Here is a 19488-nt window from a genome sequence, read left to right as displayed (position 1 = left end):
GGGAAAATAATACAGCAGCCCATACCCGCGGCTGCATCCAGGCGCGGAAGTATACCACCATCGCGAAGATCATGTGCAACGCATTACCACAGAGCGTTATTTGCTAAGTGCCCCGACTTCGCTACCATAACGTAGTTGGAATAATAGAAGAGTCAGACATTCACTATGCCAAAGAAAAACGACGCACCCGCCAGCTTCGAAACCGCGCTGAGCGAACTGGAACAGATTGTCACTCGTCTTGAAAGCGGCGATCTTCCGCTTGAAGATGCCCTGAATGAATTCGAACGCGGCGTGCAACTGGCGCGCCAGGGACAGGTGAAACTCCAGCAGGCGGAACAGCGCGTGCAGATCCTGCTTTCCGATAACGAAGAGGCACCGTTAACGCCTTTCGCGCCGGATGCCGAATAGATGGATTTTAACCAACAGCTCCAGGCCTGCGTCGAACAGGCCAACGATGCGCTGCGTCGGTTTATCGCTCCTCTGCCCTTTCAGAACACTCCTCTGGTTGAGGCCATGGAATATGGCGCATTATTAGGCGGTAAACGCCTGCGGCCATTTTTGGTTTACGCCACTGGCAGTATGTTCGGTGTCAGCCAGCAAACGCTGGATGCGCCCGCCGCCGCGGTGGAGTGCATTCATGCTTACTCGCTGATGCATGACGATCTGCCCGCGATGGACAACGACGATTTACGCCGTGGTTTGCCCACCTGCCATATTAAATTTGGCGAAGCCAATGCCATTCTCGCGGGAGATGCATTGCAAACGCTGGCTTTTTCGATCCTCACCGATGCGCCAATGCCCGACGTCGCCGCAGAGGATCGCCTGGCAATGGTCGCAACGCTTGCATACGCCAGCGGCGTGGCCGGTATGTGTGGCGGCCAGGCGCTGGATCTGGCGGCGGAAAATGAGCAGGTATCCCTTGAAGGGCTGGAGCAGATCCACCGCCACAAAACCGGGGCGCTGATCCGCGCGGCGGTGAAAATGGGCGCGCTGAGCGCGGGCGACAGAAGCCGCGAAGCCCTGCCGCTGCTCGATCGCTACGCGCAAAGCATCGGTCTGGCATTCCAGGTTCAGGATGACATCCTTGATGTGGTCGGCGATACTGCGACCCTTGGCAAACGCCAGGGTGCTGACCAGCAATTGGGTAAAAGCACCTACCCCGCATTACTGGGTCTTGAGCAAGCCCGGACAAAAGCCCGCGATCTGATTGACGATGCCCGCCAGGCGCTGAGCCTGCTGTCGGCGCAATCGCTGGATACGACGGCACTGGAAGCACTGGCGAATTACATAATCCAGCGTGATAAATAACGACATACACCATGAGTCCGAGTCTCTGATGAGTTTTGATACTGCCAAATACCCGACGCTGGCGCTGGTTGATACCACGCAAGAGTTGCGCCTGCTGCCGAAAGAGAGTTTGCCAAAGCTGTGCGACGAATTGCGTCGCTACCTTCTCGACAGCGTAAGCCGCTCCAGTGGCCACTTCGCCTCCGGGCTTGGCACGGTTGAACTGACCGTTGCGCTACATTACGTCTACAACACGCCGTTCGATCAACTGATCTGGGACGTCGGCCACCAGGCCTATCCGCACAAAATCCTGACCGGGCGGCGCGATAAAATCGGCACTATCCGGCAGAAAAACGGTCTGCATCCGTTCCCGTGGCGCGGCGAAAGCGAATACGACGTCCTGAGCGTCGGCCACTCATCCACCTCAATCAGTGCCGGGATCGGTGTTGCCGTGGCGGCAACGAAAGAGGGCAAACAGCGCCGCACCGTGTGCGTGATTGGCGATGGCGCGATCACCGCAGGTATGGCGTTTGAAGCGATGAACCACGCCGGCGATATTCGCCCCGATATGCTGGTTATTCTCAACGACAATGAAATGTCGATTTCCGAAAACGTCGGCGCGCTGAATAACCATCTGGCGCAGCTGCTTTCCGGCAAGCTCTACTCCACCCTGCGCGAAGGCGGCAAAAAAGTGCTCTCTGGCGTGCCGCCAATTAAAGAGCTGCTGAAGCGCACCGAAGAACATATTAAAGGCATGGTGGTGCCGGGCACGCTGTTTGAAGAGCTGGGCTTTAACTATATTGGCCCGGTTGACGGCCACGACGTGCTGGGGCTGGTACAGACACTGCGTAATATGCGCGATCTGAAAGGCCCGCAGTTCCTGCACATCATGACCAAAAAAGGCCGTGGCTATGAGCCCGCCGAAAAAGATCCCATCACCTTCCACGCCGTGCCGAAGTTTGATCCGAGCAGCGGCACGCTGCCGAAAAGTAGCGGTGGGATGCCGAGCTATTCGAAGATTTTCGGCGACTGGCTGTGCGAAACCGCCGCCAAAGACAACAAATTAATGGCGATCACTCCGGCGATGCGCGAAGGCTCCGGCATGGTCGAGTTTTCGCGTAAATACCCGGATCAATACTTTGACGTGGCGATTGCTGAACAACATGCGGTGACCTTCGCCGCCGGGCTGGCGATTGGCGGTTACAAACCGGTGGTCGCTATCTATTCCACTTTCCTGCAACGCGCCTACGATCAGGTTATTCATGACGTGGCTATTCAGAAGTTGCCGGTGCTGTTTGCCATCGATCGCGCCGGGATCGTTGGTGCCGACGGGCAGACCCATCAGGGCGCATTTGATATCTCTTATCTGCGCTGCATCCCGGAAATGGTGGTGATGACGCCAAGCGATGAAAATGAGTGTCGCCAGATGCTGTTCACCGGCTATCACTACGCCGATGGCCCCAGCGCCGTGCGCTACCCGCGCGGAAACGCCGTTGGCGTGACGCTGGAGCCGCTGGCAAAACTGCCGATCGGCAAAGGTGTGGTTAAACGTCAGGGCGAAAAAGTGGCAATCCTCAACTTCGGCACGCTGCTGCCGGAAGCGGCTAAAGCCGCCGACGCGCTGAATGCCACACTTATCGATATGCGTTTTGCCAAACCGCTGGATGAAGCGCTGATTCTGCAAGCCGCAGCGCAACATGACGCGCTGATTACGCTGGAAGAGAATGCCATTGCAGGCGGTGCGGGCAGCGGCGTCAACGAAGTGTTGATGCGCAACCGCAAACCGGTGCCGGTGCTCAATCTCGGTCTGCCGGATTTCTTTATCCCGCAGGGCACGCAGGATGAGGCGCGCGCCGAAGTGGGTCTGGACGCTGCCGGTATTGAAACCCGCATCAAAAACTGGCTTGCCTGACCTTCCCTTTCCACTCCTGCTATGCTTAAGCGTCAATCTTGACAAGCAGGAGTGGAGCCATGCAATACAACACATTAGGAAAAACAGACCTTAAGGTTTCCCGCCTTTGCCTTGGCTGTATGACGTTTGGCGAGCCAGACCGGGGTAAACACGCCTGGACACTGCCGGAAGAGAGCAGCCGTCCGATTATCAAACGCGCGCTGGAAGGCGGCATTAATTTCTTCGATACCGCCAACAGTTATTCAGACGGCAGCAGTGAAGAGATTGTTGGCCGTGCGCTGCGCGATTTCGCCCGCCGCGATGAGGTGATTGTCGCGACCAAAGTCTACCATCAGGTCGGCGACCTGGCGGAAGGCCTCTCCCGCGCTCAGATCCTGCGCTCCATCGATGACAGCCTGCAACGCCTCGGCATGGAGTATGTCGATTTGCTGCAAATTCATCGCTGGGACTACACCACGCCGATTGAAGAGACTCTCGAAGCCCTGAACGACGTCGTTAAAGCCGGGAAAGCGCGCTACATCGGCGCATCGTCGATGCACGCCCGCCAGTTTGCCCAGGCGCTGGCGCTCCAGGATCAGCACGGCTGGGCGCGCTTTGTCACCATGCAGGATCACTACAACCTGATTTATCGTGAGGAAGAGCGCGATATGCTGCCGCTGTGCTACAAGGAAGGCGTGGCGATTATTCCGTGGAGCCCGCTGGCACGTGGGCGTTTGACCCGCCCGTGGGGGGAAACCACCGCGCGTCTGGTGTCAGATGAGTTCGGTAAAACGCTGTACAGCGAAACGGATGAAAACGACGCGCAAATCGCAGAACGCCTAGCGGGTGTGGCAGAAGAGTTGAACGCCTCGCGCGCGCAGGTGGCGCTCGCCTGGCTGCTCAGTAAACCTGGCGTTGCCGCACCGATTATCGGGACATCCCGCGAAGAGCAGCTGGAAGAGTTGTTAGGCGCCGTGGATTTGACCCTGAAACCGGAGCATATCGCCGAGCTGGAAACGCCGTATCAACAGCATCCGGTGGTGGGTTTTAAATAACCCATGATTTATTTGTAGGCCGGATGGCGCTTCGCTTATCCGGTCTACAATCCCAATTAAATCAATCCAATCGGCCAGTGGTAACCAATCCAGTACAGCAGCCCAGCGGCGATGATCCCGGCGATAATATCGTCGACCATAATCCCCATCCCGCCGTGCACATTGCGGTCAAACCAGCGGATCGGCCACGGCTTCCACATATCCAGAATACGGAACAGCACAAACCCGACAGCTACCCAGCGCCAGTCATTGGTCGGGAGCGCCATCAGCGTTATCCACATGCCGATAAACTCATCCCAGACAATACTGCCGTGATCGTGCACACCCATATCTTTTGCGGTCTGGTGACAAAGATAAACGCCAAGGGAAATCCCCAGCATCACCAGCAGTGAATAGAGCTGCCAGGGCAAAAAGGTCATCGCCCACCAGAACGGGATCGCCGCCAGCGACCCCATGGTTCCCGGTACAATCGGGCTTAACCCGCTGCCAAACCCGGTCGCCAGCAGGTGCCAGGGGTTACGCAAGTTAAGACGGCTTTTGGCGATATCCTTAGTGCGCGGCAAAATGGTCATGTCCTTTCCAGTCAAGAGTGACGGCTTTACCGGCGCGGGTAAAATGCAGCCCTTCTACATCTGCGCTGATCTGCCCAATACACGTAAAAGGCGCGCCCAGATGACCAATGGCGACATCCAGCGCGCCGCGATTCAGTTCCGGGACGGTAAAGCACAGCTCGTAATCTTCGCCGCCGGACAACGCCCAGCGCAGCGCCTGCTCAGGTTCCACATGGCGCAAAACCGCATCAGAAAACGGCAACGCATCAAGGTCAATACGCGCACCGCAGCCGCTGGCGTTTAACACATGCGCCAGATCGGAGATCAAACCGTCGGATAAATCGATCGCGGAGGTAGCGAGATTGCGCAGCGCCTGACCATGCAGCACGCGCGGCGTGGGTCGCAAATGGCGTTTGAGCAGATACTCTGCATGTTCAGTATCATTGACCGTTAAACGATTTTGCAAAATTGCCAGCCCGGCGGCACTGTCACCCGGCGTTCCGGTGACATAAATCCAGTCACCGGGCCTGGCACCGGAGCGCTTCATCGCGCGACCGGCCGGGACATAACCGTGAATGCCGATGGTCATCGACAGCGGCCCACGCGTGGTATCACCGCCAATCAATTGCATATCGTAGTAGCTTATCTGCTCAAACAGGCTGTCGCTGAAGGTTTGCAGCCAGGTTTCATCGGCTTCGGGTAAGGTTAATGCCAGCGTCAACCACGCGGGATCGGCGCCCATCGCAGCCAGATCGCTTAAGTTTGATGCCAGTGCTTTATACGCCAGATCGGCAGGATCGATATCAGGCAGAAAATGGTTACCCGCCACCAGCGTATCGACACTGATTGCCAGCGTCTGTTTTTCGGGGACATTGAGCAGCGCACAATCGTCACCGATACCGGTTTCGACGTCGCGTCGGGCATTTCGTACGCGGTCAAAATAACGGGCAATCAGGGAGAATTCACCACATGCCATACGTTATTCCTCTGTAGCAAAAAAGAAAAAAGCCGGGGCGGACGCGCTCAGAGCAACGTCCGCCTCCGGCTTGCGGATCACTTCTTGTTGGGACGGATCGCAGGAGCGGCTTTATCCAGCACGCCGTTGACAAACTTATGGCTGTCTTCAGCGCCAAAGGTTTTAGCCAGTTCGATAGCTTCGTTGATGGCCACTTTGTACGGCACATCAGCACGCTTAGACAGTTCGAACAGTGCAATACGCAACACCGCTTTCTCTACCTGGCCCAACTCTTCCAGCAGGCGGGACAGGTATGGCTTCATCAAGCCATCGAGATATGCGCTATTAGTCGCCACCCCGTTCAACAGTTCACGGAAGTACGCGACGTCAACATCTTTCACGTCTTGTTCCGCCAGGAACTGGTATTCAACATCAGTGATGTCGTTCTGGGACAACTGCCAGGAGTAGAGCGCCTGGACGGCACACTCACGGGCGCGGCGACGAGCAGCAGGTTTCACGGAATTCCCCTTACTAAAATCAAGCCCTAATGGCTTTCAATACATTAATCATTTCAAGCGCGGTCAGTGCGGCTTCTGCACCTTTATTACCGGCTTTAGTGCCAGCGCGTTCGATGGCTTGTTCAATACTTTCTGTGGTGAGCACGCCGAAGGCAACCGGGATTTCGCTCTCCTGAGCGACATGCGCCAGGCCATTGCTTGCGCCACCGGCAACATATTCAAAATGCGCAGTACCGCCACGAATCACGGTACCCAGGGCAATCACGGCGTCGTATTTACCGGTTTTCGCCAGTGCGCCAGCCGCCAGCGGCAGCTCGTAAGCCCCCGGAACCCAGACAACGGTGATGTTGTTATCCGGCACCTGACCAATGCGTTTCAGCGCATCGACTGCGCCTTCGAGCAGGCTGTCATTAATAAAGTTGTTGAAACGCGCAATGGTGATGGCGACGCGAGCGTCCGGAGCAGCAACGTTGGCTTCAATAATGTTCATACACTTCCTTCACAAGTTCAGTTCGGACCCCGCAGGGGGGCGGATTTTAGCATAATATTTTACGCGCTGCTCCCCTTTTACAGCAGGCCTCACGCGTGAGTGAGATGCAGGCAAACGTCCGGGCCAACCTGGCGTATCTCATTGAATTTAAAGTGCGGGGCATCGGCAAGCGACGACAAACCCGGCAGAACACACAGCCCGCGCGCATCGCTACTTAACAGTGTAGGCGCGAGATAAACAATCAGCTCATCCACCAGGCCTGCCTGCAATAATGCCCCGGCAAGGTTTGCGCCCGCTTCAACCCATACGCTGTTAATTTGCGCTTTACCCAGCAGCATCATCAGCATCACCAGATCGGCATGACCATTGTGTTCCGGCACGATAATGTCGCGCACACCCTCAGGCCAGGCGCGATCGTCAGCTTTGGTGCGGGCAAACCAGGTTTCACCCGGCAGACCGACCAATTGATGCTGTGGCGTCACGCGGTTCTGGCTGTCGATGATAATGCGCACCGGCTGACGCACATTTTCTTGCGGATAGAGCGCCTGGGTGTCGGCATTTAACTCATCCCAGCGCACCGTCAGCGCAGGATCGTCCGCCAGTACCGTTGCGCTGCTACTGAGGATCGCATGGCTTTGCGCCCGCAGCAGCTGCACATCGCGACGCGCCTGCGGGGAGGTAATCCACTGGCTTTCGCCGTTCGCCATCGCCGTTCGGCCATCTAACGACGCGCCCAGTTTGAGCTGCACATACGGAAAGCCGGTCCGCATACGTTTGAGGAAACCTTTATTCAGCGCTTCGGCCTCGCTCATCATCAGGCCGTGGCTGACATCGATACCGGCTTGTTGCAGACGATATAAACCGCGCCCGGCTACCTGCGGATTCGGATCCTGCATCGCGGCGACCACGCGCGCGACACCGGCGGCAATCAGCGCGTCGCAACATGGCGGTGTGCGCCCGTGATGGCTGCACGGCTCCAGCGTCACGTACGCCGTCGCGCCGCGCGCGCGATCGCCCGCCATGCGCAGCGCATGTACTTCTGCGTGAGGTTCACCGGCGCGGTAGTGAAAACCTTCGCCGACAATTTCGCCATCGTTAACAATGACACAGCCGACGCGAGGGTTCGGATGGGTGGTAAAACGCCCGCGCTGCGCCAGTTTCAGCGCCCGCGCCATGTACATTTCGTCCTGCATGATTAGTCCTGTAACCGCGCGATCTCTTCACCAAACTCGCGGATATCTTCAAAGCTGCGGTAGACGGAAGCAAAGCGTACGTAGGCCACTTTATCGAGCTTTTTCAGCTGTTCCATCACCAGATTGCCGATCATCTTACTCGGCACTTCACGTTCACCGGTTGCGCGAAGTTGCGATTTAATATGATTTAACGCCATTTCCACGTCATCGGCGCTGACCGGGCGCTTTTCCAGCGCTTTCAACATGCCGCTACGCAGCTTGTCTTCATTGAACGGTTCACGCACATCATTGCTTTTCACCACGCGCGGCATGACAAGCTCTGCCACTTCAAAGGTGGTAAAACGCTCATTACAAACCAGACACTGCCGGCGACGACGAACGGATGAACCTTCGCTCACCAGACGAGAATCGATTACTTTGGTATCCACGGCGAAACAGAATGGGCAATGCATACGGGGTCCTGACGTGAGAGTTAACTGAAATCTATTTTAACCTGGACTGGCATGACAACAAAGGCAGAGCATTTTAAGACATTGGATCGATGGCAACCGCGCCGTTGCGATCTACCATTACAGCACTCCTCATCTTCAGGGAAACAGACGCAATGACAAGACGTTACCTAAGAATACTCTTACTGGGAAGCCTTTTTACCCTCAGTGCCTGCGCCCAGCAAAGCGAAGTCCGCCAGTTACATCAAAGCGTCAGCACGCTCAATAAAGAGATGAGCAAGCTGAACCAGGAAACGGTGAAAATCACCCAGCAAAACACGCTGAATGCCAAATCCGGCAGCGGCGTTTATCTGTTACCGGGCGCGAATACCCCCGCTCGCCTGAACAGCCAAATCGGCATGTTGCGCATGTCGCTAAAAGACATTGCACCAAACGCCAACGGCACCCGCGTCGTGTTGCGAATTCAGGGCGAGTCCAACGATCCGTTACCGGCCTTTAGCGGTACGGTGGAATATGGGCAGCTTCAGGGCACCACGGAAAATTACCAGGAAGTGAATGTGCAAAATCAGCTGATTAATGCCCCTGCCAGCACGCTGGCACCAAGCGATGTGGATGTTCCGCTTCAGCTCAACGGCATCACGCCGGATCAGTTAGGCTTTGTGCGTATTCACGACATCCAGCCAGCCATTGTGCAGTAACGCCTCCCAGGGCGACGTTGTCGCCCTTTCTTGCGCTTTGTAACGTTTTTTCTTTTCTCTCGCCTTTTATTCATCACATTCGTGAATTGGCATTGCAGACAAATGCCAGTACAATCGCCCCGCTTATTACACGCAAACGTGAACGCAATCGATTACGTATGTGTCAATAATGTGAAACAACACATATTTTTGTGAGCGCGGATACTTATAATAGGCGCGCAGAAATATGAAACATTTAGAAACCTAATGCGTGCTTTCTTTCACTCCCGTCTGGGATCTCTTATCAGTGGCTTAATGATGAAAAAAACAATCCTCGCAGCCGGTGCCGCACTGGCGTTCACCGCATCTTTCACTGCAAGCGCAGCGGAAACCAGCAATCCTGAATTTGTTTCCGACTGGTGGCACCAGAGCGTCAACGTCGTTGGCAGCTACCACACCCGTTTCGGACCGACCATTCGCAACGACACCTACCTCGAATACGAAGCGTTCGCCAAAAAAGAGTGGTTCGACTTCTATGGTTACCTGGATGCACCGGTGTTCTTTGGCGGTAACAGCGGCGCGCAGGGTATCTGGAACCATGGTTCCCCGCTGTTTATGGAAATCGAGCCGCGTTTCTCCATTGATAAACTGACCGGTGCCGATCTGAGCTTTGGCCCGTTCAAAGAGTGGTACTTCGCGAACAACTACATCTACGACATGGGTCGCAATAAGTCAGGCCGCCAGAGCACCTGGTATATGGGTCTGGGCACCGATATCGACACCGGTCTGCCGATGAGCCTGTCTCTGAACGTCTATGCAAAATACCAGTGGCAGAACTATGGCGCGCAGAATGAAAATGACTGGGATGGCTACCGTTTCAAAGTGAAATACTTTGTGCCGATCACTTCTCTGTGGGGCGGCAACCTGAGCTATATCGGCTTCACCAACTTTGACTGGGGTTCCGATCTCGGTGATAAAGGCGGCTTCGCCAACAATGGCATCAAAACCCGTACCAACGATTCCATCGCCTCCAGCCACATTCTCTCTCTGAGCTACGATCACTGGCACTATTCCGTTGTTGCCCGTTACTGGCATAACGGTGGTCAGTGGAATGACGACGCCAGCCTGAACTTCGGCAATGGTGACTTTAGCGTCCGTTCTACTGGCTGGGGTGGTTACCTGGTCGTGGGTTACAACTTCTAATCCCCTTTCATGCCAGGAGCCGACCCGATGGTCGGCTTTTTTTTGCCGGTACCCAGCCGCTAAAAACAGACATTTCTAATACACGAGCACCCTTATTCCCCATCCATTACCCAACACCCTATTTTAGAATCCGCGGGCGACAGGAACTAACTCTAAGGAATAGAGAACGATGTGGGCCGTAGAAATGGAGGGCATCAGTAAAAGATATTTACTGGGCCAGGTGTGGGTTGAGGCACTTAAAGAGGTCACGCTTAACATTGCACCAGAACGTTTTACCGTCTTGTCCGGCCAATCAGGCAGTGGCAAAACGACGCTCCTGAATTTAATTGGTGGTATTGATAAACCCGACAGCGGACGCCTGTTGATCGCCGGCGGCGAAATCACCGGGCTTGATGACGACCAAAGCAGTACATTTCGTGCACGCCACCTGGGTTTCATCTTTCAGAACTTCAATCTGATACCGGTGCTGACAGTGCGCGAAAATGTTGAAATCCCTCTCCTGATACAGCGTCAAAGCGCCGCATACCGTAAGAAAGCCGTTGAAGAAATGCTTGAAAATGTCGGACTTGGTCATAAAGCCGATTCGCTGCCCAACCAGCTCTCCGGTGGGCAACGCCAGCGGGTCGCTATTGCCAGAGCACTGATTCATCGCCCTGCGCTAATCGTGGCCGACGAACCCACCGCGAATCTTGACAGCAAAACCGGCGCGGCCATTTTGCAGCTTCTGCGACGTTTACAGCGCGAATACGCCGTCACGGTCGTTTTTTCTTCCCACGACCCGCAGGTGATCGCCGCAGCCGATGATTTGTACGTTGTTCATGACGGGCATGTCACGCGCCCGAATGCAATGTGAGGAACACATGATGCAGACAACGAACATAATGAAACACGCCCTGCGTAACTTGTTGCGCAGCCGCAGCCGAACGCTTTCTACCCTGTGCGCCATTATCGTCGGGGCGGTGGGGATCTTGCTTTTTGCCGGCTATAACCAGTCCATTGAATACACCCTGCAAACCACCTTCGTCCGTGACAGCGGCCATCTGCAAATCCAGCAGCGGGACTATTTACTGCACGGCTCCAGCAATCCTGCCCAGTACAGCATTCATAATTATCAGGAAGTGGTCGATAGCATCACACGTGATCCCGTACTGAAACCGATGCTCACCGTTATCACCCCGGTATTATCACTGGCTGGCCTTGCGGGACACTACGCGGTCGGAACGTCACGACCGGTGCTGATTTACGGCACGGAAGCGGTGGGGCAAGCGCAACTGGATCAATGGGATGAATATCACGTCGGCGCGGATCTGACGGTACGCAAACCGCTGACGGGCACCTCGCCAGAAACGGCTCTGATTGGCAGCGGCCTTGCGCGCCTGCTACTGCTCTGTGATTTCGTCAAAGACCAGCCCTGCGGTCTACCTCCCAAGGAAAATAACAGCGCCAGCACCCTTCCCGACGATCTCTTACAACTCTCGCAAAGTGCGCACGATGCGCGCCCTCCGGCCAGTGGCTCGCAGATTGAATTATTGGCGGCATCCACCACTGGCGCGCCGAATATTGTGCGCGTCAATGTGACGGGAACCCAACCGCAGCAGGTGCGCGAACTGGACGACAGCATGGTCAGCATTCACCTGCGGCAAGCGCAGCAGCTGCTTTTTGGCCAGGAATCGCCTGGCGTGACGTCAATTCTCTTGCAACTGCATAGCACCTCGCAAATCGAGGCCGCACGGGCACGCCTGCAACAGCTCTTCACCCATACGCGGTTGGGTGAACCGCTCGCGGTTTATGACTTTAGCCAGCTCCAGCCGTTGTATAACCAGGTCCTCGCCATGTTTGACAAAATCTTCACATTCCTGCTGGCGTTAATCTTGTGCATTGCGCTGTTCACCGTCGGCAACACCATGAGTATGGCGGTGATGGAACGAACGGTGGAAATTGGCACACTGCGCGCGGTGGGGCTTAAACGCGGCGATATCCAGCGTTTATTTATCAGCGAAGGCGCGCTACTGGGCGTTATTGGCTCCTTGTCTGGCGTCATTCTTGCGCTGGCGCTGGCGTACATCATCAACCGCTCCGGGATGACCTGGCAACCGCCAGGCGTGATCACCCCACTGCCCATTCGCATCACTCTATGGGGAGAGTGGCGCATGCTGGCAAGCGTCGTAGGCACACTGTTGCTGGTAACCATCCTTTCTTCATGGTGGCCAGCCCGACGCGCAGCGAATGTCTCGATTGTTGAAGCACTACGCCACATCTGATGCATCTCTCTGATTAACAAGGACGAACCGATGCCACTACGGAAAAAAAGCCTGCTACCGGCATATCTGGCAGCACTACTGATGTGCGCTGCACCGGCAACCGCCGGGCTTAATGCACAGCAGATCCTGAAAAAAAGCGACGCGGTACGCAACCCGGACCGCTCCTTTAGCCTGGTGACCACGCTTATCAGCTACAAAAATGGCAAACAGCATGAAACCAGTAAACTGATGCTCTATTCGCGCGTAACGCCAAACGGCGGGCAATTTCGCAGCCTGTTGCGTTTTATCAGCCCACAGCGCGATGCAGGAAAGCTAACGCTGAAAAGCGGCCGCGATCTTTGGCTTTACGATCCCACAAGCCAGGCCAGCGTGCCCATTTCGCCACAGCAGCGGCTGATGGGACAAGCCTCCAACGGCGACGTGGTGACGGCAAACTGGGCGGCGGATTATCAGGCAAGCCTGGTTGGGGAAGAACGAATCCAGGATGGCGAGCGGCAAATGCGCGACTGCTACCATCTGCATCTGGTCGCAAGCAACCCGGACGCGGCCTATCCGTCGATGGATTTGTGGGTCGACAAAACGGATTTTAAAAGCCGTAAAGCGGAATTCTATGCCGTGAACGGTAATTTACTGAAAACCACCTTTTATCGTCGTTATGAACCCATGCTGGGCGGTATCCGCTCGACCGAAGCCGTCATCATTGATGGCGTGAACGCCCACTGGGTTACCGTGCTCCGCCAGGAGAACTTCAAATGGCGCGAGGTGCCGGAATCCTGGCTACAACGCGATTTTCTGCCCCATTTCCGGGACACCACGCCATGAACATCCCGCGCGTTTCCCTTTGCAGGTTTCTGATATTTGCCGCGCTGTATACGTTGCCGGTGATGGCGCAAGAAGAGGATATGCTGTCGGCGCTGGATGTGGCGGACAACGCGGTATTTAGCACCGAACAGCACAAGGCGCTAAATATGCTGTTCGAAGCGGCCAGCGCCATCAACCAGCATGCCAGCAAAGAACAGCGGCTTTCGCTGGATATGCGCTGGGATACCACACTCAGGCAGGGTTGGCGGCTGCGGCTCTCTAACCGCCTCGATAGCCGTTTTAGTCACAGACTGAGCGAAACGCGTCATATCAACACACTGCGCGAAGCCTGGCTGAGTTATCAGTTAACGTCGCGTACAACGCTTGATATGGGACGCATCAATACCCGCTACGGTGTGGCATTGGGTTACAACCCAACAGACTTTCTCGGGCGCGGCACCGTACGTTCAGCTACTTCTGCCGACCCGGAAACGCTACGGACTAACCGGCAGGGAAATGCAATGGTTCGGCTGCAACACTTTTGGGACAACGCGTCCGTCACCGCGTTGTGGTCGCCGGAAATCCGCGGCGGCACACATCACCACAGCGCCAGCCTGGACTGGCATGCCAGCAATCCGCGCGAACGCCTGTTGCTCAGCGCGAGCTACCGTTTTGCTGAGAATTTTAACCCGCAGTTCCTCCTTTTTCAGGAGCGGCAACGTAAGCCGCAATTTGGCGTTAACCTGTCGCGGGTGCTTACCCGTTCGACGCTGATTTATGGCGAATGGGCGGGCGGTCGCCAGCCTTACAACTGGCAGGAAACGCTGCCGGAAAGCCAGTGGGATGTCGCCTGGCGAAACCGTGTGGCTACGGGGATGACCTGGACCGGAGAAAACCAACTGACGTTACGGCTTGAAGGGCATTACAACGGCAGTGCGCAGCCGATACCGGGCGGGCTGGAACCCCGCCGCAGCGCACTGGTACAGGCATACTGGAAAGATATTCTCGACCAGTACGATCTCAACCTGATTGCGCAGCGGGATTTGCAGCAGCATAACAATATGGGCTTCGCTGAACTCCGTCGTCATCTTGGCGCCCTGGATCTGGCATTACAGTGGCAGAAGGTCTATCTGTCCGATGAGGCTGAGCGGCGCTGGCAGTTCTCGCTGGATTACTGGTTCTGAAACAGTAGCCACCCTACGCTTGCCATAATAATCGCCGGGCCAAATGGAAATGCCTCATTACGTTTGGCCCGGAACAGTAAAAGCCCGCTCACCAGGCCCAGCAGTGAGGCAATCAGCATAATGTTGAACAGCGCCTGCCAGCCATGCCAGGCGCCGATCCCGGCAAACAGTTTTATATCCCCCATTCCCATTCCGACGCGGCCGCTGCGTAAGGCAAACCCGTAACTGACTAGCCACGGGACGAGAAAACCAATCGCCGTACCGAGCGCAATATCATTTAGCGTGGTAAGCGCCGGTTGCCGGGCAAAAGTGCAGAGCATCGCCAGCAAAATAAAGGGGATGGTCAGGACATTGGGTAACAACAAATGGTCCAAATCGATAAAAAACATCGCCACCATTAAGCTCAATAAAGCGAGTTCCAACAGCGCCGGCACACTGACGCCTTGCTGCCAGATAAGCCCCGCAAACAGCAACGCCATTGTGGCTTCCACGCAGGGATAGCGCGCGCTGATGCGTTTCTGGCAGCACCGGCTGCGCCCGCGCAGCCACAACCAGCCCAGCAATGGGATGTTGTAACGACTCTTTATCCGTTGCTGGCAAGACGGGCAAAATGAGGGCGGCCAGCTCAGGTTGATGGCGTCGCCGTTCATCATGCGGGGAAGGCGGTAAATAACAACGTTGGTAAAACTGCCGAAAATCGCACCGAGCAGCGCGAAGAACAGAACGGTCATGCGCGTCTCACTTTTTTGCGCTGGGTTGATTAAGCAAGGAGCGACAGGCAGAAGGCAGCGGCGCGGAGGGGACTTCCACGGTTTTAAACACCCACTGTTCGTAGCGGTCCACGTTTTTAAACGCTTTTATCTCATGGGGAAAAAGGTCATGGCGCAGCGGTTTGCCTTTTCCTTTGCTGAATACGCCAATCCAGCGGCCCTGTTTGTCATAAGCCATGCCCCACTGGCGCGAGCCAGTCAGCGGATCGGCAAACCACAGGCGCAAATGGCCAACAACCTTTTTATCACGCGTGTCGCGCAGCAGGTCGTCAAAGCTGAGCGGAAAACAGCCGCTGCCGCTTTTCTGGTAGCTCTGAATAGCGTTACGGATCTGCACGCCGCGAAAGAACAACTCTTCTTCCTGCTGCTGGCGGTCATTCACCTGGCGGGAGCGGGTATCTTTTAACAGCGATAGCGAAAGTACCGTGAGCATCAGCAACACCCACAGATAGGTAAACCCGCCCTCGCCCGGACCCTTAGCGCTCATCATCACCCTGCTCTGGCAGCGACGGGGAAGTGACGTCCATAATCTGCTCGTCTTCATCGCGTTTTACTTCCCAGCTATCACGACGATTGCTGACAGGATCTAACGGTATTTCAAACAGATAACCTTTCTCCACCAGCTCATCCAGACGCTCAGGCCCGCGCAAATAGTCGTGACGCCAGGCGGCAATAGCCGAGCGGATCGCGTTGCGGTTATGCTCCAGCACCACTATTTTGGCCCGATCGGTCTGGTTGAAAAAACGCGGCGCAACCAGTGTCATCAACGTGGCAATAATCGCCATCACCACCAGTAATTCAATCAGCGTGAAGCCTTTCTCACCATTGCGCATAAGGCACCCCATTTAACCCGGGTTGCATGCTTGTGGAACTGACGTCCCAGACATCTTTCCCGCCGGTCGTGTCGCCCGGTGCCTGCGTGGAGGCGCGCAGCCGCCAGGTTTCGTTATTCGGCTTGCCTTCACAGTCGCAGAAGGGATCGCGTGGGATCTGGCGCAACAGGTAGATTTTTTGCCGGTTCGCCGATTTTTTGTTTTCCACCCCCTCAACCAGTTGATTGAGGGAAACCGGCCAGTTCGACATCTCCACCTGCTTTTCGATAATGCCCTCTTCACTCAGTTGGGCGTAGCGATCAAGCGCCGTGCGGATCTCACGCAGCGCAATACGCAACTCGTGTTCATTACGCTGTTGCTGCTGGCGCTGGTAAATCGGAACAGCGGCGCTTGCCAGTGTGGCAAGCAGCGCCAGCGACACCAGCATTTCGATGAGCGTAAAACCGGACTGGCGCACCATCACTGCCCCCTGTTGCTCAGCGTGGGCGCGGGCAATTTACCAGACGACGGGAACTTCGCCGGTGGGCTCAGCGGCGGCGGTGCAAAGTGCGGTTTTTCATCTTCCTGCGCGGCGGGTGGCAGATAAGCGCTTTCGCCCTGCGCATCTTCGCTGCCCATTTCGATGGTGTTGATGTGCGTACCCGGTAGATCGATGCTGCGCTCAATGCTTGGCGTGATCAGCAGCACCACTTCGGTGCGCTCATGGTTGCTATCATGGCTACCAAACAGCTTGCCCAATACGGGAAGATCCACCAGCCCCGGCAACCCTGTCAGGCCATCGGTTTCGGTGTCTTTAATTAATCCGGCTAACATCTGCGTTTCACCGTTCTGGCTACTGAGCACCGTTGCCGCCTCGCGGTTATTGGTGCGATAGTACGCCACGCCATCTTTCGAATGCTCCGCACTGCCGATGGTGCTGAGGTTAAATTTCACATCCATCGAGATGGTGTTATCCACGCTGATATCCGGCGTCACTTCCAGTTTCAGGCCGACATCCTGATATTCCACCTGCTCCTGAGAAAACCCTTCAGAAATACTGCTGGTCAGCACCGGAATACGTTCACCAATATCAACAATGGCTTTTTTGTTGTTTTTCACGCGGATGCGCGGGTTTGCCAGTACCCGCGCATGAGAGCGGATTTTTTGCATATTGGCGTTTATCCCCTGGTTCGAGCCCAGGTTAATAAACATATTGCTTTTATTCAGGCCATTCAGGGCGATATTGCTGCTGCCCGACTCAACAGAATTAAACCCAACGCCAATCTGCCCCGGGAAATTAATCCCCAGCGTTTCCACGTCTTTCGCGTCCACCTCCAGCACTTCAACCGCCAGCGTCACTTCCGCTTCCGGGCGATCCAGCGTAATTAAAAGCTGCTCGGCTTTTTCCACGCTTTCCCGCGGGCCGCGAAAGGTCACGGAATTGGTACGCTCATCCACATGCACATCGCGAAGTTTGATCAGGTTACGCAGCGCCACATTTAGCTCTTTCGCTTTGGCGTAACCCAGAAATACTGTTTTCACCACCGTATCGCGGTACATTTTGTCTTTTTGTAGCGTGGCGGGATAAATCAATAAGGTATTGCTGTTGAGTATTTTCTTGCGCAACTGATTAGAGAGAAGCAACAAGTTCAGGGCATTTTCTGCGCTGGTATCGTGGGCAATCAGGCTAGTGGTTGCCGTATCGGGTACATCTTTGTCGTAAATAATATTGATACCGGTGATCTGGCTAATGGCAGAAAACACCTCTTTCAGGTTGTGTTTATTAAAATTAAAACTGACAGGCTTGCGTAACTCACGGTTTATTTTCTTCTCCGGCTGATTTTGCAAGGCAATTTCGCGCATCAGATGATCTCGTATTTCCACCGCTTGCGGCCAGCCAGGCTCTTCCTCAAGGATCTGCTGGATTTTTTTCAATGCCTGCTCTGGCTCGGTTTTATATTGCGCGATCGCCTGCTGATAAAGTTTATCCAGCACGCGCAGGCTATCTATTTTCTTTATCCCCTGCTGCGCCAGAAAATTACCGGGTTGGTAAAGCAACGCCGCGCGCCAGGCCTTTGTCGCGGCGACATAATTATTTTTTGCCGCAGCCTGATTGGCGGTATGTATATAACTGTTTACCAGTTGCGTAATGACTAATTGCCGCTGCGTTCGTAGGCCGACATCTTGTGGACGAGCCTGAAGTTGGCTGTCGATGCGGTGTAATTCCCCGAGCATGCTATCAATGCTGGCGGAGATATTTCTTTCCGGCTCGATACTTTTTGTGCTCGCGCAGCCCGCCAGCAGCATTAATGTGCAAGCCATGGTGAGAATAGGTTTTTTCATTTTGTTATTGCTGTCGTTATATTCAGTGAATTAAGGCTGATGCTGTTTTGCATACGCCCCGGTGTTGACTCAATGATTAAATTGTTGGCCTCAATGGCCTGTAGCCGCCAGTCAGGCGTAATTAATCCTCCGGGCCGGATATACCCCGCTTTGCGACAGGTATTACAGAGCAGCCAGTTGCGCGTGCCATCTGTCAGAATCACGATTTTTGCCCCTTCGCTTTGCCAAAGACCCACAGCACGAAAAGGAAAGGAGACGCTTTGTGTGACCGGCACGGGCACATTTTTTGTCGGCGGAGAATAGACCGGAAAGAGATCGGCAACCGCGTCGGTGTCGCTATTCGCGGCTGCGGGTTTTGCCGTAACCCGCTCCGGCACTTTTTTCGCCGCCGTTACCCTGCTATTGGCATCTACCTCGCCCGGCTCATCGGTGGAAAATTGCGTCCACACCGCCAGACCAATGGTTACCAGTAATAAAATTTTCAGATATAGCGGCAGCTTCATGACGGCTCCAGACCGGATGCGAGATTCAGTGTTAACTGAAGGCTGATTTGCAGATGGGCGCTTTCCGGGTTGGCACGGCTGATTGACAGGCGATCAACATTAAATATCAGGCTTTTGCTCATGGTATTTAACGAACGCGTCAGATTAATCCACTCGCCCTGTAATGGAATGGTCAGCATCAGTGCGCGCTGGCGGGTTTTCTCTTTTTTGCCGAACTGATAATGGCTGCCGTCAACCTGTAAATGGTTTTGCTGAAAAATATCGAACACGGCTTTGACCTGCTGATATTCCGTGTCGTTAAGCGCACGTTGAAGCGAAACCGCGTTGTTTTGACTTTGCGGGAACATCGCCAACGGTTTATCTAATTGCAGGCGCAAGGCCGCATTTTCAACGCTGAGTTGTTTATTTTCAGGCGTCAGATAAATCTGCCAGTAGCCTGCTAAAACCAGCGGAAATAAAGCCGCCAGCAGGGTCTTCTTTCCTGTTTTTTCAATAACACAAGCAAGAGACCAACGTAAGTAAGGTAACGATAAAGACGTTTTCAT

The 19488-nt window shown here is 55.0% G+C and carries 23 protein-coding genes; 10 read left to right on the top strand and 13 right to left on the bottom strand.

What is annotated here, in order from left to right; all coding sequences use genetic code 11:
* Positions 1-165: 165 nt before the first annotated feature.
* From xseB to Q5705_09680, 4 genes are read left to right on the top strand one after another with little or no spacing between them, the layout of a single operon-like run.
* Positions 166-408 carry an exodeoxyribonuclease VII small subunit gene (xseB, locus tag Q5705_09695; GenBank protein ID WLI78788.1) on the top strand — a complete coding sequence of 81 codons (243 nt, stop codon included), beginning with the start codon at positions 166-168 and terminating at the stop codon, positions 406-408.
* Positions 409-1308 carry a (2E,6E)-farnesyl diphosphate synthase gene (ispA, locus tag Q5705_09690; protein WLI78787.1) on the top strand — a complete coding sequence of 300 codons (900 nt, stop codon included), beginning with the start codon at positions 409-411 and terminating at the stop codon, positions 1306-1308.
* 28 nt (positions 1309-1336) lie between these two features.
* Positions 1337-3199, top strand: a complete 1863-nt coding sequence (gene dxs, locus Q5705_09685; GenBank protein WLI78786.1) for a 1-deoxy-D-xylulose-5-phosphate synthase — start codon at positions 1337-1339, stop codon at positions 3197-3199.
* 59 nt (positions 3200-3258) lie between these two features.
* Positions 3259-4233 carry an aldo/keto reductase gene (locus Q5705_09680; GenBank protein ID WLI78785.1) on the top strand — a complete coding sequence of 325 codons (975 nt, stop codon included), beginning with the start codon at positions 3259-3261 and terminating at the stop codon, positions 4231-4233.
* A 56-nt stretch (positions 4234-4289) separates the two neighbouring features.
* Here Q5705_09680 and pgpA read toward each other — a convergent pair whose 3' ends face one another.
* The 6 genes from pgpA to nrdR all read right to left on the bottom strand — a co-directional run bounded on the left by pgpA (position 4290) and on the right by nrdR (position 8392).
* On the bottom strand, positions 4290-4805 hold the full coding sequence (pgpA, locus tag Q5705_09675; protein WLI78784.1) for a phosphatidylglycerophosphatase A: 516 nt from the start codon (positions 4803-4805) through the stop codon (positions 4290-4292).
* Positions 4783-5760, bottom strand: coding sequence for a thiamine-phosphate kinase (gene thiL / locus Q5705_09670; protein WLI78783.1), 978 nt, complete (start codon positions 5758-5760; stop codon positions 4783-4785). The genes pgpA and thiL overlap by 23 nt, the downstream gene beginning before the upstream one ends.
* A 77-nt stretch (positions 5761-5837) precedes the next feature.
* Positions 5838-6257: a transcription antitermination factor NusB gene (nusB, locus tag Q5705_09665; protein ID WLI78782.1), complete on the bottom strand. Its 420-nt coding sequence runs from the start codon at positions 6255-6257 to the stop codon at positions 5838-5840.
* A 19-nt stretch (positions 6258-6276) separates the two neighbouring features.
* The gene (gene ribE / locus Q5705_09660) at positions 6277-6747 is read right to left on the bottom strand and encodes a 6,7-dimethyl-8-ribityllumazine synthase (protein WLI78781.1); all 471 of its coding nucleotides are present in this window, start codon (positions 6745-6747) and stop codon (positions 6277-6279) included.
* A gap of 89 nt (positions 6748-6836) precedes the next feature.
* Positions 6837-7940, bottom strand: a complete 1104-nt coding sequence (gene ribD, locus Q5705_09655; protein ID WLI78780.1) for a bifunctional diaminohydroxyphosphoribosylaminopyrimidine deaminase/5-amino-6-(5-phosphoribosylamino)uracil reductase RibD — start codon at positions 7938-7940, stop codon at positions 6837-6839.
* A 2-nt stretch (positions 7941-7942) separates the two neighbouring features.
* Entirely contained in the window at positions 7943-8392 is a 450-nt protein-coding gene (gene nrdR, locus Q5705_09650; protein WLI78779.1) for a transcriptional regulator NrdR, read from the bottom strand.
* 152 nt (positions 8393-8544) lie between these two features.
* Here nrdR and Q5705_09645 point away from each other — a divergent pair, with 152 nt between their 5' ends.
* The 6 genes from Q5705_09645 to Q5705_09620 all read left to right on the top strand — a co-directional run bounded on the left by Q5705_09645 (position 8545) and on the right by Q5705_09620 (position 14515).
* Entirely contained in the window at positions 8545-9087 is a 543-nt protein-coding gene (locus tag Q5705_09645) for a DUF3251 domain-containing protein (GenBank protein ID WLI78778.1), read from the top strand.
* A gap of 297 nt (positions 9088-9384) precedes the next feature.
* Positions 9385-10269, top strand: coding sequence for a nucleoside-specific channel-forming protein Tsx (locus Q5705_09640; protein ID WLI78777.1), 885 nt, complete (start codon positions 9385-9387; stop codon positions 10267-10269).
* Between the two features lie 169 nt (positions 10270-10438).
* Positions 10439-11122 carry an ABC transporter ATP-binding protein gene (locus Q5705_09635; GenBank protein WLI78776.1) on the top strand — a complete coding sequence of 228 codons (684 nt, stop codon included), beginning with the start codon at positions 10439-10441 and terminating at the stop codon, positions 11120-11122.
* A 10-nt stretch (positions 11123-11132) separates the two neighbouring features.
* Positions 11133-12530, top strand: coding sequence for an FtsX-like permease family protein (locus tag Q5705_09630; protein WLI78775.1), 1398 nt, complete (start codon positions 11133-11135; stop codon positions 12528-12530).
* 30 nt (positions 12531-12560) lie between these two features.
* The gene (locus Q5705_09625; GenBank protein WLI78774.1) at positions 12561-13352 is read left to right on the top strand and encodes an outer membrane lipoprotein-sorting protein; all 792 of its coding nucleotides are present in this window, start codon (positions 12561-12563) and stop codon (positions 13350-13352) included.
* On the top strand, positions 13349-14515 hold the full coding sequence (locus Q5705_09620) for a hypothetical protein (GenBank protein WLI78773.1): 1167 nt from the start codon (positions 13349-13351) through the stop codon (positions 14513-14515). Before Q5705_09625 ends, Q5705_09620 begins: the two co-directional genes overlap by 4 nt.
* Here the strand turns inward: Q5705_09620 and Q5705_09615 are convergent.
* From Q5705_09615 to Q5705_09585, 7 genes are read right to left on the bottom strand one after another with little or no spacing between them, the layout of a single operon-like run.
* Positions 14503-15246 (bottom strand): prepilin peptidase, encoded by a 744-nt coding sequence (locus Q5705_09615; GenBank protein ID WLI78772.1) that lies wholly within the window; start codon positions 15244-15246, stop codon positions 14503-14505. The genes Q5705_09620 and Q5705_09615 overlap by 13 nt on opposite strands.
* Positions 15247-15253: 7 nt before the next feature.
* Entirely contained in the window at positions 15254-15772 is a 519-nt protein-coding gene (locus Q5705_09610; GenBank protein WLI78771.1) for a hypothetical protein, read from the bottom strand.
* Complete coding sequence (locus Q5705_09605; protein ID WLI78770.1) at positions 15762-16118, bottom strand: prepilin-type N-terminal cleavage/methylation domain-containing protein; 357 nt, start codon at positions 16116-16118, stop codon at positions 15762-15764. Before Q5705_09605 ends, Q5705_09610 begins: the two co-directional genes overlap by 11 nt.
* The gene (locus tag Q5705_09600) at positions 16105-16578 is read right to left on the bottom strand and encodes a type II secretion system protein (protein WLI78769.1); all 474 of its coding nucleotides are present in this window, start codon (positions 16576-16578) and stop codon (positions 16105-16107) included. Before Q5705_09600 ends, Q5705_09605 begins: the two co-directional genes overlap by 14 nt.
* A complete protein-coding gene (locus tag Q5705_09595; GenBank protein WLI78768.1) occupies positions 16578-18440 on the bottom strand; it encodes a secretin N-terminal domain-containing protein in 1863 nt (620 codons plus the stop codon). The genes Q5705_09600 and Q5705_09595 overlap by 1 nt, the downstream gene beginning before the upstream one ends.
* On the bottom strand, positions 18437-18943 hold the full coding sequence (locus Q5705_09590; protein WLI78767.1) for a hypothetical protein: 507 nt from the start codon (positions 18941-18943) through the stop codon (positions 18437-18439). The genes Q5705_09595 and Q5705_09590 overlap by 4 nt, the downstream gene beginning before the upstream one ends.
* Positions 18940-19488, bottom strand: a complete 549-nt coding sequence (locus Q5705_09585) for a hypothetical protein (protein ID WLI78766.1) — start codon at positions 19486-19488, stop codon at positions 18940-18942. The genes Q5705_09590 and Q5705_09585 overlap by 4 nt, the downstream gene beginning before the upstream one ends.

Origin of the sequence: Kosakonia sp. H02 (assembly GCA_030704225.1) — a bacterium.
Classification (GTDB): domain Bacteria; phylum Pseudomonadota; class Gammaproteobacteria; order Enterobacterales; family Enterobacteriaceae; genus Kosakonia.
Note: the sequence above shows the minus strand (reverse complement) of the source record. Positions and strands in the feature narration are given on the sequence as shown.

Excerpts from the sequence above, each read along its gene's own strand:
- Q5705_09615 (WLI78772.1), bottom strand. The coding sequence starts at position 15,246 with ATGACCGTTCTGTTCTTCGCGCTGCTCGGTGCGATTTTCGGCAGTTTT.
- Q5705_09610 (WLI78771.1), bottom strand. The coding sequence starts at position 15,772 with ATGAGCGCTAAGGGTCCGGGCGAGGGCGGGTTTACCTATCTGTGGGTG.
- thiL (WLI78783.1), bottom strand. The coding sequence starts at position 5,760 with ATGGCATGTGGTGAATTCTCCCTGATTGCCCGTTATTTTGACCGCGTA.
- Q5705_09630 (WLI78775.1), top strand. The coding sequence starts at position 11,133 with ATGCAGACAACGAACATAATGAAACACGCCCTGCGTAACTTGTTGCGC.
- Q5705_09635 (WLI78776.1), top strand. The coding sequence starts at position 10,439 with ATGTGGGCCGTAGAAATGGAGGGCATCAGTAAAAGATATTTACTGGGC.
- Q5705_09595 (WLI78768.1), bottom strand. The coding sequence starts at position 18,440 with ATGAAAAAACCTATTCTCACCATGGCTTGCACATTAATGCTGCTGGCG.
- Q5705_09585 (WLI78766.1), bottom strand. The coding sequence starts at position 19,488 with ATGAAAACGTCTTTATCGTTACCTTACTTACGTTGGTCTCTTGCTTGT.
- Q5705_09620 (WLI78773.1), top strand. The coding sequence starts at position 13,349 with ATGAACATCCCGCGCGTTTCCCTTTGCAGGTTTCTGATATTTGCCGCG.
- Q5705_09640 (WLI78777.1), top strand. The coding sequence starts at position 9,385 with ATGAAAAAAACAATCCTCGCAGCCGGTGCCGCACTGGCGTTCACCGCA.
- Q5705_09680 (WLI78785.1), top strand. The coding sequence starts at position 3,259 with ATGCAATACAACACATTAGGAAAAACAGACCTTAAGGTTTCCCGCCTT.
- ribE (WLI78781.1), bottom strand. The coding sequence starts at position 6,747 with ATGAACATTATTGAAGCCAACGTTGCTGCTCCGGACGCTCGCGTCGCC.
- pgpA (WLI78784.1), bottom strand. The coding sequence starts at position 4,805 with ATGACCATTTTGCCGCGCACTAAGGATATCGCCAAAAGCCGTCTTAAC.
- Q5705_09605 (WLI78770.1), bottom strand. The coding sequence starts at position 16,118 with ATGCGCAATGGTGAGAAAGGCTTCACGCTGATTGAATTACTGGTGGTG.
- nrdR (WLI78779.1), bottom strand. The coding sequence starts at position 8,392 with ATGCATTGCCCATTCTGTTTCGCCGTGGATACCAAAGTAATCGATTCT.
- Q5705_09625 (WLI78774.1), top strand. The coding sequence starts at position 12,561 with ATGCCACTACGGAAAAAAAGCCTGCTACCGGCATATCTGGCAGCACTA.
- Q5705_09590 (WLI78767.1), bottom strand. The coding sequence starts at position 18,943 with ATGAAGCTGCCGCTATATCTGAAAATTTTATTACTGGTAACCATTGGT.
- dxs (WLI78786.1), top strand. The coding sequence starts at position 1,337 with ATGAGTTTTGATACTGCCAAATACCCGACGCTGGCGCTGGTTGATACC.
- Q5705_09645 (WLI78778.1), top strand. The coding sequence starts at position 8,545 with ATGACAAGACGTTACCTAAGAATACTCTTACTGGGAAGCCTTTTTACC.
- ribD (WLI78780.1), bottom strand. The coding sequence starts at position 7,940 with ATGCAGGACGAAATGTACATGGCGCGGGCGCTGAAACTGGCGCAGCGC.
- xseB (WLI78788.1), top strand. The coding sequence starts at position 166 with ATGCCAAAGAAAAACGACGCACCCGCCAGCTTCGAAACCGCGCTGAGC.
- Q5705_09600 (WLI78769.1), bottom strand. The coding sequence starts at position 16,578 with ATGGTGCGCCAGTCCGGTTTTACGCTCATCGAAATGCTGGTGTCGCTG.
- ispA (WLI78787.1), top strand. The coding sequence starts at position 409 with ATGGATTTTAACCAACAGCTCCAGGCCTGCGTCGAACAGGCCAACGAT.